Annotated in this window: 13 protein-coding genes; all 13 read right to left on the reverse strand. The window is 68.7% G+C overall.

All coding sequences use genetic code 11. From position 1 onward, the window contains the following. Positions 1-78: 78 nt before the first annotated feature. Positions 79-471, reverse strand: a complete 393-nt coding sequence (locus QH283_RS29570; RefSeq protein ID WP_280506198.1) for a F0F1 ATP synthase subunit epsilon — start codon at positions 469-471, stop codon at positions 79-81. Between the two features lie 6 nt (positions 472-477). Beyond that, on the reverse strand, positions 478-1,926 hold the full coding sequence (gene atpD, locus QH283_RS29575; protein ID WP_280506199.1) for a F0F1 ATP synthase subunit beta: 1,449 nt from the start codon (positions 1,924-1,926) through the stop codon (positions 478-480). Positions 1,927-2,005: 79 nt separating this feature from the next. Beyond that, complete coding sequence (locus QH283_RS29580) at positions 2,006-2,977, reverse strand: F0F1 ATP synthase subunit gamma (RefSeq protein ID WP_280506200.1); 972 nt, start codon at positions 2,975-2,977, stop codon at positions 2,006-2,008. Positions 2,978-3,049: 72 nt separating this feature from the next. Beyond that, entirely contained in the window at positions 3,050-4,687 is a 1,638-nt protein-coding gene (gene atpA, locus QH283_RS29585; protein WP_280506201.1) for a F0F1 ATP synthase subunit alpha, read from the reverse strand. 67 nt (positions 4,688-4,754) lie between these two features. Next, the gene (locus QH283_RS29590; protein ID WP_280506202.1) at positions 4,755-5,564 is read right to left on the reverse strand and encodes a F0F1 ATP synthase subunit delta; all 810 of its coding nucleotides are present in this window, start codon (positions 5,562-5,564) and stop codon (positions 4,755-4,757) included. Positions 5,565-5,583: 19 nt separating this feature from the next. Continuing rightward, on the reverse strand, positions 5,584-6,144 hold the full coding sequence (locus QH283_RS29595) for a F0F1 ATP synthase subunit B (protein WP_280506203.1): 561 nt from the start codon (positions 6,142-6,144) through the stop codon (positions 5,584-5,586). Between the two features lie 5 nt (positions 6,145-6,149). Beyond that, a complete protein-coding gene (locus tag QH283_RS29600; RefSeq protein ID WP_011207590.1) occupies positions 6,150-6,395 on the reverse strand; it encodes an ATP synthase F0 subunit C in 246 nt (81 codons plus the stop codon). 78 nt (positions 6,396-6,473) lie between these two features. Beyond that, on the reverse strand, positions 6,474-7,199 hold the full coding sequence (gene atpB, locus QH283_RS29605; RefSeq protein WP_280506204.1) for a F0F1 ATP synthase subunit A: 726 nt from the start codon (positions 7,197-7,199) through the stop codon (positions 6,474-6,476). Between the two features lie 370 nt (positions 7,200-7,569). After that, entirely contained in the window at positions 7,570-8,028 is a 459-nt protein-coding gene (locus QH283_RS29610) for a hypothetical protein (RefSeq protein WP_280506205.1), read from the reverse strand. Positions 8,029-8,100: 72 nt separating this feature from the next. Next, a complete protein-coding gene (locus QH283_RS29615; RefSeq protein ID WP_280506206.1) occupies positions 8,101-9,288 on the reverse strand; it encodes an MraY family glycosyltransferase in 1,188 nt (395 codons plus the stop codon). Positions 9,289-9,325: 37 nt separating this feature from the next. Further along, a complete protein-coding gene (locus QH283_RS29620; RefSeq protein WP_280506207.1) occupies positions 9,326-9,988 on the reverse strand; it encodes an L-threonylcarbamoyladenylate synthase in 663 nt (220 codons plus the stop codon). A 37-nt stretch (positions 9,989-10,025) separates the two neighbouring features. Next, the gene (gene prmC / locus QH283_RS29625; RefSeq protein ID WP_280506208.1) at positions 10,026-10,925 is read right to left on the reverse strand and encodes a peptide chain release factor N(5)-glutamine methyltransferase; all 900 of its coding nucleotides are present in this window, start codon (positions 10,923-10,925) and stop codon (positions 10,026-10,028) included. A 43-nt stretch (positions 10,926-10,968) separates the two neighbouring features. After that, positions 10,969-11,680: peptide chain release factor-like protein (locus QH283_RS29630; RefSeq protein WP_280506209.1), on the reverse strand; the 712-nt coding region annotated here is incomplete at its 5' end.

An 11,680-nucleotide genomic window follows, 5' to 3' on the forward strand; every position in this document is an offset into this window, starting at 1 on the left:
CGGGCGCCGCCGGCGGGGGGGCGGGCCCCCGCCGCCCCCCCCCCCCCCGACTGTACGGGTTTTCGACCCGGTGCGCGTTCAGGCGTTCGCGGCCTGCTCGGCCGCGCGTACCCGGCCCTGCGCCACGCGCAGCGCCTCAGCGCTCGCATTGCCGTCCGCGAGCACCCGGCGGGCCTCGTCGACATCGACCTCGCCCGCGAACTCCGCGGACTCGGCCAGGATGCGCACCGTGCCGGCGGTCACGGAGAAGAAACCGCCGTGCACGGCGGCGACGATCCGCTCGCCCTCGACCGGGACGATGTTCACGATCCCGCCCTCGACCAGCTGGCCGAGCAGGGGCTCGTGGCCCGGCATGATGCCGATCTGGCCCTCCGTGGTCTGGGCGCTGACGAAGGTGGCCTGGCCGGACCAGAGCCGCCGCTCGACAGCGACGAGATCAACAGACATGTCTTTCGCAGACTCAGCCGCCATCGGTGACTACTTTCCGGCGATCTTCTGCGCGGCCTTCTCGACGTCGTCGAGGCCACCGCAGGAGTTGAACGCCTGCTCCGGGTAGTGGTCGAACTCGCCCTTGCAGACCCGGTCGAAGTCGTCGATGGTCTGCTCCAGCGGCACGACCGAGCCCGGCTGACCGGTGAACTTTTCGGCCACGATGAAGTTCTGGCCGAGGAACTTCTCCAGGCGACGGGCGCGGCCGACGAGGACCTTGTCCTCCTCGGAGAGCTCGTCCATGCCCAGGATGGCGATGATGTCCTGCAGCTCCTTGTACTTCTGCAGGATGCGCTTGACCTCGTTGGCGACCGCGAAGTGCCGCTCGCCCACGATCGAGGCCTCCAGGATGCGGGAGGTCGAGGTCAGCGGGTCGACGGCGGGGTAGATGCCCTTCTGCGAGATCGGGCGGGAGAGCTCGGTCGTCGCGTCCAGGTGGGCGAAGGTGGTCGCCGGGGCCGGGTCGGTGTAGTCGTCGGCGGGCACGTAGATGGCCTGCAGCGAGGTGATGGACCGACCGCGGGTCGAGGTGATGCGCTCCTGCAGCTCACCCATCTCGTCGGCCAGCGTCGGCTGGTAACCGACCGCGGAGGGCATACGGCCGAGCAGGGTCGACACCTCGGAACCGGCCTGGGTGAACCGGAAGATGTTGTCGATGAACAGCAGCACGTCCTGGTGCTGCACGTCGCGGAAGTACTCCGCCATGGTGAGGGCGGAGAGGGCGACGCGCATACGGGTGCCCGGCGGCTCGTCCATCTGGCCGAAGACGAGGGCGGTGTCCTGGAGGACGCCCATCTCTTCCATTTCCAGGTGCAGGTCGGTGCCCTCACGGGTGCGCTCACCGACGCCGGCGAACACCGACGTGCCGGAGAACTCACGCGCGATACGGGTGATCATCTCCTGGATCAGAACGGTCTTGCCGACACCGGCGCCACCGAACAGACCGATCTTGCCGCCCTTCACGTAGGGGGTCAGCAGGTCGATGACCTTGATGCCGGTCTCGAGCAGCTCGGTCTTGCCCTCGAGCTGGTCGAAGCTCGGCGGCTTGCGGTGGATGCCCCACTGCTCGCCGTCGCGGCCGAGGCCGGGGGTGTCCAGGCAGTCGCCGAGGGCGTTGAAGACGTGGCCCTTGACGATGTCGCCGACGGGCACCGAGATCGGCTTGCCGGAGTCGGTGACAGTCGCGCCGCGGACCAGGCCGTCGGTCGGCTGCATGGAGATGGTGCGGACGATGTTGTCGCCGAGGTGCTGGGCGACCTCGAGCGTCAGCGTCTTGGCGACCGAGGTCAGGGTGACATCGGCGTGCAGGGCGTTGAACAGCTCGGGGATGGAGCCGCGCGGGAACTCGACGTCCACGACGGGGCCGATGACGCGGACGACGCGGCCTGCGGCGCCGCCGGTCCGGCTCGTGTTGTCCTGTGTGACAGCTGCGGTCATTGGTGTTGGTTCTCTCCGTGTCTGGTTGCGGCCTGGGCGGGCCGGTTGGTACGGCCCGTTCGCTCAGGCCGCGGCGCTTCTAGTCGCGGTCCGAGCTCGACGCCAGCGCGTTCACGCCGCCGACGATCTCGCTGATTTCCTGCGTGATCTGGGCCTGACGGACCGAGTTGGCCTCGCGCTGCAGGACGCTGGCGAGTTCGTTGGCGTTGTCGGTGGCCGCCTTCATTGCGGTGCGCCGAGCCGCCGACTCGGATGCCGCTGCCTCGAGCAACGACGCGTAGATACGCGTGTTGATGTACTTCGGCAGCAGCGCCGCCAGCAGCACATCTGCGTCGGGCTCGAATTCGTACTGCGCCTTCACCTCGGCCGTCGGGGAGTCGGTGACGAAGTCCTCGCCCAGGTCGAAGTTCTCGTCGACGAAGCTCACCTGGATCGGCGCCAGGCGGCGCACCTCCGGGGTCTGGGTGAGCATCGAGACGAACCGCGTGTAGACGATGTGCAGCTCGTCGACGCCGGCGATGTCGCCGGTGCCGTTCGGGTGCGGCACCTCGCCCTCCGAGCCGGCCATGAAGGCCTCGACCAGGTGGTTGCAGGCGGCCGAGGCATCGGTGTACTTCGGCTGCTGCGAGAACCCGGTCCACGAGGACACCGGGGCCCGGTTGCGGAAGGTGTAGTAGGTCAGACCCTTGGCGCCCATGACATAGAGCACCGGCTCCTTGCCCTCACCGCGCAGGGTGGTCATCAGCTCTTCGGCGCGCTTGAGCACGTTGGAGTTGTAACCACCGCACATGCCGCTGTCACTGGTGATCACCAGGACGGCGGCCCGGCGCGGGTTCGCGCGCTCGGTCAGCAGCGGGTGGGACAGGTTCTTCGACGCGCTCGCGAGCTCGCCGAGGACCTTGGTGATCTCCTCCGCGAACGGCTTCGCGGCGGCAACCCTGGCCTGTGCCTTGGAGATTCGCGAGGTCGCGATCAGCTCTTGGGCCTTGGTGATCTTCTTGATCGAATTCACACCACGAATGCGGGAGCGCAATTCACGCAAGCTAGCCACGGCGGTTCACACTCCCTTCATTCGCACTGGTCGGCTGCACGCCGACAATCGAATAGCGCATTGCTCGACCGGTTACTTCTCGACGCGCTTGCGGGTGACCGACAGGGACTCGACCTCTTCGTGCTCGAGCTCGCCCGCGGCCGCCTCGTTCACCACGCGGCTGCCGTCGGAGGCCAGGAAGCCCTGCTTGAACTTCTCGGTGGCCGCCTTGAGGGCGTTGCCGTTCTCCTCGTCGAGCACCTTGCCGCCCTCGATCGAGGCGAACGCCTCGGGCGCGGTGCGGTGCAGGTCTTCGAGCAGCTCGGCGTTGAAGCGACGGATGTCGCCGATCGGGACCGAGTCGTAGTAGCCGGCGTCGACCAGGAAGATCGACACGATCTGGTCCTCGACCGGAACCGGCGAGTACTGGTCCTGCTTGAGCAGCTCGACCCAGCGGGCGCCGCGCTCGAGCTGGGCCAGCGAGGCCGCGTCGAGGTCGGAGGCGAAGGCCGAGAAGGCCTCCAGCTCGCGGTACTGGGCCAGCTCGAGGCGCAGCGAGCCCGCGACCTTCTTCATGCCCTTGGTCTGCGCGGCGCCACCGACGCGGGAGACCGAGGTGCCGACGTTGATCGCCGGGCGGACGCCCTTGTTGAACAGGTCGGACTCGAGGAAGACCTGGCCGTCGGTGATGGAGATGACGTTGGTGGGGATGAACGCCGAGACGTCGTTGGCCTTGGTCTCGATGATCGGCAGACCGGTCATCGAACCGCCGCCCATCTCGTCGGAGAGCTTGGCGCAACGCTCGAGCAGACGCGAGTGCAGGTAGAAGACGTCGCCCGGGTACGCCTCGCGGCCCGGCGGGCGGCGCAGCAGCAGCGAGATGGCGCGGTAGGCCTCGGCCTGCTTGGTCAGGTCGTCGAACACGATCAGGACGTGCTTGCCCTGGTACATCCAGTGCTGGCCGATGGCCGAACCGGTGTAGGGGGCCAGCCACTTGAAGCCGGCAGAGTCGGAGGCGGGGGCCGCGACGATGGTGGTGTACTCCATCGCGCCGTGCTCCTCGAGCGCGGCCTTCACACCCGCGATGGTGGAGCCCTTCTGGCCGATCGCGACGTAGATGCAGCGGACCTGCTTGGTCGGGTCGCCGGTCTCCCAGTTCGCCTTCTGGTTCAGGATGGCGTCGATGCAGACCGCGGTCTTGCCGGTCTTGCGGTCGCCGATGACCAGCTGGCGCTGGCCGCGGCCGATGGCGGTCAGGGCGTCGATGGCGGTGATGCCGGTGGCCAGCGGCTCCTCGACCGGCTGGCGCTGCAGCACGGTCGCGGCCTGCAGCTCGAGCACGCGGCGATCCTCGGCCTCGATCTCGCCCAGGCCGTCGATCGGCTGGCCGAGCGGGTTGACCACGCGGCCGAGGAACTTGTCGCCGACCGGAACCGAGAGCACGTCACCGGTGCGGCGCACCTGCTGGCCCTCTTCGATCTCGGCGAACTCGCCGAGGATGACCGCACCGATCTCGCGGTCCTCGAGGTTGAGCGCCACGCCGAGCACGCCACCGGGGAACTCGAGCAGCTCGTTGGCCATCGCCGAGGGCAGGCCGCTGACGTGCGCGATGCCGTCACTGGTGTCGGTGACGACACCCACTTCTTCGATGGAGGTCTCGGGGGTGTAGCTCTGGGTGTAGCTCTCGATCGCGCTACGGATCTCGTCGGAGGAGATCGTCAGCTCCGCCATGTTCTGTCCTGCTCTCGCTGTAAGGGTCTCGAATGTCGGTGTGGTGGCCGCCTGCGGCGCCCGGCCGTCAGGCCAGTTCCCGGCGCAGCCGCTCCAGTCGGCCGACGGCGCTGCCGTCGATCACGTCGTCGCCGATCCGGACGACCAGCCCGCTGAGCAGGCTCGGGTCGACCTGGACGTGCACGGTGACGGCCTTGCCGTAGATGCGCTGCAGGGAGGCGGCCAGCCGCTCCCGCTGCTGCGACGTCAGGGCGATCGCGGCGCGCACGTGCGCGACGATCTGCTCGCGCCGCGACGCCGCCAGGTCGGACAACTCGTCGAAGGCCGTCCCGATGGCGACGCCGTTACGGGTGACCACCTGCTCCGCCAGGGCGATGGTGACCGGCTCGGCCTTCCCCGTCAGCAGGCGGGTCAGCAGTTCGCGCTTGGCCGGGGCGGGCTTGGCGCGATCGGAGAGGGCCTGTTCGAGGTCGGGGTTGTCGGCGATGATCCGGCCCAGCCGGAACAGCTCGTCCTCGACCGCGTCCAGCCTGCCCGCGTTGGCGGCCGACTCGAGCAGCGCTTCCTGGCCGAGCAGGACCAGCGTGTCCACCATGTCGGAGGTCCGCGACCAGTTCTGCGCCACGGCCGTGGTCAGCACCGCCTGGGTGGCGACGCTGACCTTGCCGCCGAAGACCCGCTCGCTCAGTTCGGCGCGCGCCGAACCGGGCACCGACACGTCCGCGAGCGCAACACGCAGCGAACGCTGGTCGTCCAGCACGGCTACGACGGCGAACAGTTCCGATCCCGTCGTGGCGGCAACACTGTCGCTTCCGGTCAGAGCGGCCCGAAGCGCTTCCCGGGACCGGGAGCTGGCCTCGCGGCTCGCTGCGTACATGCTTCTCACTTTCGCGTCGTTACCTTCCGACCCCGATGCCGGCATCGGAGGAATCGAGCTCGCTCAGGAAGCGCTCGATCGATGCGGCCTGCTTGGCCTCGTCCGAAACCGACTGACCGATGATCTTCTCGGCCAGGTCGACGGCCGTGCGGCCGACTTCGGAGCGCAGCTCGGTGAGGATCTGCTGGCGCTGGGCTTCCAGCTGTGCCTGGCCCGCGGCCACGATGCGGTCGCTCTCGGCCTGGGCCTCGGAGCGCATCTGCGCGAGGATCTGCTGGCCCTGCGTACGCGCTTCCTCACGGATGCGCGCGGCCTCCAGCCTGGCGTCGGCCAGCTGCTGCTGGTACTGCTGCAGCGTCTGCTGCGCCTCGGCCTGCGCGGCCTCGGCCTTCGCGATCCCGCCCTCGATCTTCTCGCTGCGTTCGTTCAGAACCTTGGTCAGGCTCGGGATGACGAACTTGTAGAAGAGCGCGGCGATGACCACGACGCAGACGATCGACCAGACGATGTCGTACGTCGCGGGGAGAAGAGGATTGACGTCCTCTTCCGCCTCCGCTGCCAGTACTGCGTACTCGTACATCGGAATCAGAAGATGAAGCCGGCGACGAGGCCGATCAGGGCCAGCGCCTCGGTGAACGCGATGCCGAGGAACATGTTGGTACGGATGGTGCCCTGCAGCTCGGGCTGGCGGGCGATACCCTCGATCGCCTTACCGACGACGATGCCGACGCCGATGCCCGGGCCGATCGCGGCCAGGCCGTAGCCGACGGCGCCGAGGCCCTTCAGCGTCGACTCGTTGGCAGCTTCCTGGGCCAGGTACGAGAGGCTCATGAGTCTTCTTTCCCTTTCTTTTGCTCACCCGCCGGGCGGCGAGGTGCAGCAGGTCTGACGTTGTGTGTTGCGGTCGGGTCAGTGGGAGTCGGCGTGCTCGGCCAGACCGATGTAGACAGCGGTCAGCAGGGCGAACACGTAGGCCTGCAGGAACACGACCAGCAGCTCGAACAGGGTGAACCCGATTCCCGCGAGCAGCGAGAACGGCGAGAACACCTTCATCCAGGCGGTGGCGTCGAACAGGAAGTACCAGGTGGAGCTGAAGAACAGCACCAGCATGATGTGGCCGGCCAGCATGTTCGCCATGAGTCGGACGGTCAGCGTGAACGGGCGCAGGATGAACGTCGAGACGAACTCGATCGGGATGAGCAGCACGTGCAGGGCGGGCGGCACGTTGGGCACCACGATGCTCGAGCGCATGTAGGTGAAGAAGCCGTACTTCTTGATGCCCACGTAGTTGAACGCGATGTAGGCGATGACGGCCAGCACCAGCGGCATGCCGATCCGGGCGTTCGAGGAGATGTTCAGGAACGGAATGACGCCGGACACGTTCAGGAACAGGACCGTGAAGAAGATCGTCGCGATCAGCGGGAAGAATTTCCGGCCGGTTTCCTTGCCCAGGATTTCCTCGGCGATCTGCTCCTTGACGAAGACCAGACCGATCTCGGCGACATTCTGCAGGCCGCGCGGAACGATCTTCGGACTACGGAACGCCAGGAACATGACGGCCACGAGAACAGCCGTCATCAGCAGGCGGACCAGCATCAGACGGTCGAGTTCGAACGGCGTTCCCTCGAACAGCACAGCTGGAGGGAAGAAGTCGGTTAGCGACGGCGCGTGGAACTCACCCGCCGCCAAAGTGGTGACGCTCAGCGTTCTCTCCCGTGTTCGGGCCGCGAGGTGGGTTGCTTTCCCGCGGTTCGATCGGACATTGACGATCAATTTGGTCGACTGAGGTCGGCTCGAAGTTCGTCAGCAGCTGGGCGGCAAATCCGCTTAGGCGTCTGTACGTGTGTCGGCGACATCGTCGACATGCAGAACCACACCCTCATCGGGCGCGGCACGGCAGTAAGCATAGCGGCACCATCGAAGGTCCAGGAGACTACCCCTGGCTTGGTTGCTTGCTTACCAACACTTTACCAAGCGGTCTACGACGCTGTGTAGGGGGGTGAAGTCAGTTCTCCGCGCTCGGCGCGTCGCCGTCGCCCGCGGTAGTGGTCACGTACGGAACCTTCTGGCGCACAACGCCGAAGGTCTCGGCGCCGAGCACGATCACCAGCGCGCCGACGACGGTCAGGAACAGCACCACGCGGTCGTAGAAGTCGAAGCGGGTGAGGATCGCCACCGCGATCAGCACCAGCAGCACCTTGCCCACCCAGCTGACCAGCATGACCAGGCCCGCGGTGCTCGGCGGCAGCTTCGCGCCGAACAGCACGACCGCCGCCGTGGTCAGGATGAAGATCCCGCCGATGGCCGAGCCGAGCAGCGCGCCCCACAGCCCCGGCAGGCCGGAGACCGCCGTGCCGATCGCCGCGGCGAGCACCACCAGCACCGCCAGGCCGATGAGGCCGTAGCGCAGTGCCGCCTTCAGCGGGGCGTCGGGACCGGCGACGGGGGTGGGAGTGAAGCTCACGTCCCCGACTCTACCCAAGCCCCCTGAGGCCACTCGAGCCCCGCCGGGCCTCGCGCGCCACCGGCGGCTTCTTTACCCTCCGACCTCGGGCGCCCGGTCCTGCGGCGGCGGCCTGCGGGCCTCCTCCCGGCGGCGCAGGCTCGGCACCGCGGTGACCACCAGGGCGAATACCAATCCGCCCGCCATGAGCAGTACGACAACCCTGCGATCCATCAGCGACGTGCCGACAGCGCCGAATGCGAGCACCCCGACCCACAGGTAGATCAGCAGCACCACACGCCGGTGCGAATGCCCGATCTGCAACAACCGGTGATGGAGATGCATTTTGTCGGGCGTCGAGAAACTCACCCCGGCGCGCACCCGGCGCACGATGGCCAGCAGCAGGTCGAGCACGGGAATGAACATCACCGCGCCGACCAGCAGAACCGGCGAGAGCAGACCGACGATGTCGCGCGGGCCGTAGCCCTGGAGCGGAATTCGCCCGGACGCGCCGGTGGAGATCGCCGCGAGCATCAGGCCGATGAGCATCGACCCGGAATCGCCCATGAATATCCGGGCGGGCTGGAAATTGTGCGGCAGGAATCCCAGGCAGGCGCCCGCGAGCGCGGCGGCGAGCAGGGCGGGCGGATAGGTGTCCACCGAGCCGCCCTGTTCGTAGAGCAGGCCGACGGAGAACACGAAGACCGCCATGGCGGCGATGAAACCGAGCCCGCCCGCCAGGCCGTCGAGGCCGTCGACGAAGTTCATCGCGTTGATCAGCGTGACCGTGATGGCCACCGTGACCAGACCGCCCTGCAACGCGTCGAGCACGACCGTCGAGTCGTCGAAGGGGTTGTAGATGACGAACCAGCTCAGGCCCATCAGCGCCATCACGCCCGCGGCGGTGACCTGACCGGCGAACTTGGTCAGCGCGTCCAGGCCCCAGCGGTCGTCCACGATGCCGACCACCACGATCAGCGTGGCCGCGACCAGCACCGCGGGCACATCCGGCGCGTAGTCGAAACCTCTTCGCAGCGCGGGCAATTGGTGGGCGAACAGGATCGCCGCGATCACGCCGGTGTACATGCCGACGCCGCCCATGCGCGGGATCGGCTCCAGGTGCACGTCACGGGCGCGCGGGACCGCGATCGCGCCGAAGCCGATCGCCAGTACCCGCACTCCCCCGGTGGCCAGGAAGGTGACGGTCGCGGAGACGAGCAGGACAAGCACGAGCTCGCGCAGCGGAACTACAGAGCCGGCGCCGGAGAACGCCAGGATCACGCCGGGCACCGTCCCATCACGGGGTCGTCCACGGGCCTCACCGGGCCGGGGTGGTCAGTTCGTCCGGCGACATGCCGAGCACCTCGGCGATCTCGGCGAGCCCCACCGCGCCCTCGCGCAGCACCCTCGGCCGGTCGGCGGTGAGGTCGACGATGGTGGAGGCCACCGCGTGCGCGGCCGGGCCGCCGTCGAGGTACACCGAGACCAGGCTGCCGAGCTGATCGCGCGCCTCGGTCACGGTGGCCGCGGGCGGCTGTCCCGAGACGTTGGCACTGGAGACCGCCAGCGGCCCCACCTCGCGCAGCAACTCCAGCGCGACCGGGTGCAGCGGCATCCGCAGCATGACCGTGCCCCTGGTGTCGCCGAGATCCCAGGCCAGCGAAGGGGCCTGCTGCACAACCAGACTCAGGCCGCCGGGCCAGAACGCGCGGATCAGGTCTCTGGCCTGCGGTCGCACCGAGAACACCAGTCCGTCGATCGTGTTCCACGACCCGACCAGCACCGGGACCGGCATGTCGCGGCCGCGCCGCTTGGCGGCCAGCAGTTCGGCGACAGCGGTGGAATCGAACGCGTCGGCCGCCAGCCCGTAGAGGGTGTCGGTGGGCATAACCACGAGTCGCCCGGACTTGAGGGCGCTGGTGGCCGCGGTCAGTCCGGCAGCGCGCGAGTCGGAATCCGCACAGTCGTAGACGGTACTCACGCCCCCATCCTGTCACGGGGCGCGCCGGGAACCGTTATCAGGCCGTCACTGCCGGTTTCCCGTGGTCGATTCGGCGGGCGACGACGAAACGCGGTCGGCCCGCCAGGTCGGGGTGCTCGACGATATCGGCGTACGCGCCGCTGTCGCGCAGCAGCGCGGCCAGGGCGGATCCGTTGCTGTCGTCGTGCTCGATGCCGGTGGCTCCGCCGGGGCGCAGCAACCGGGTGACGGTCGGCAGCATGGCGCGCACCACGTCCAGGCCGTCGGGGCCGCCGAAGAGGGCGCGGTGCGGGTCGTGCGCGGCGACCTCGGGCTCGAGCTCGGCGCCCTCGGGGATGTAGGGCGGGTTGGACAGCACCAGGTCGACGCGGCCGTTCAGGTCGGCGAGCAGGTCCTGATCGGTGACGTCGTCGGCGTGCAGCACGATCGGGCGATCCCCCGCGGCGATCCGGTCGTCGGCGTTGCGCCTGGCCCAGGTCAGGGCGTCGGGGTCGATCTCGACCGCGTGCACCCGCGCGTCCGGCCTGGCGTGCGCGACGGCCAGCGCCAGCGCGCCGGAGCCGGTGCACAGGTCGACCACGACGGGCTGGCGGTCGCGCGGCAGCGACTCCAGCCAGGCCAGCGCCCAGGCGAACAGCAGCTCGGTCTCCGGGCGCGGCACGAACACCCCCGGCCCGACCGCGAGGTCGATCTCCCCCATCGAGGCGACACCGGTCAGATGTTGCAGCGGCTCGCGACGGGCGCGGCGCTCGACCAGCTCCGTGAACCGCGCCAGCATGTCCTGCTCGACCATCGGGACCAGCGCCAGGCGGGTGCGCTGCACACCGAGCAGGTGCGCGGCCAGCAGTTCGGCATCCGTGCGGGGGCTGGCCACGCCCGCCGCGCGCAACCGCTCGGCGGCGGCTTCGACGGCCGGACGCAAGGCTGTTCTGCTCACGGTCCCACTGTGCCCGATGCCGGGCACGGGCGGGCGGGCAGGCTCACTCCGCGGCCATGCGCGCCTCCCGGTCGGCCTTGCTCAGCGCGTCGAGCAGGGCGTCGAGGTCGCCGTCGAGCACCGCGTCGAGGTTGTGCGACTTGTAGCCGATGCGGTGGTCGGTGATGCGGTTCTCCGGGAAGTTGTAGGTGCGGATGCGCTCGGAGCGGTCCACGGTTCGCACCTGGGAGGCGCGGCCGGCGGCGGCCTCCTGTTCGGCCTGTTCCTCGGCCAGCGCTTGCAGCCTGGCGGCGAGCACCTGCATGGCGCGTGCCTTGTTCTGCAGCTGGGAGCGCTCGTTCTGGCAGGTCACCACGATGCCGGTGGGCAGGTGGGTGATGCGAACCGCCGAGTCGGTGGTGTTGACACCCTGGCCGCCCTTGCCGGAGGAGCGGTACACGTCGATGCGCAGATCCGATTCGTCGATCTGCACCTCGGCAACCTCGTCGGGCTCGGGGTAGATGAGCACGCCCGCGGCGGAGGTGTGGATGCGGCCCTGCGATTCGGTGACCGGCACGCGCTGCACGCGGTGCACGCCGCCCTCGAACTTGAAGCGCGACCACACACCGTCGCGGGCGGCGTCGCGGCTCTTGATCGACAGCGTGGCCTCCTTGTATCCGCCCAGGTCGGAGACGGTGGCGTCGAGGACCTCGACGCGCCACCCGCGCTGTTCGGCGTAGCGGATGTACATCCTGGCCAGGTCGGCGGCGAACAGC

Source organism: Nocardia farcinica (assembly GCF_029867845.1).
Taxonomy (GTDB): domain Bacteria; phylum Actinomycetota; class Actinomycetes; order Mycobacteriales; family Mycobacteriaceae; genus Nocardia; species Nocardia farcinica_A.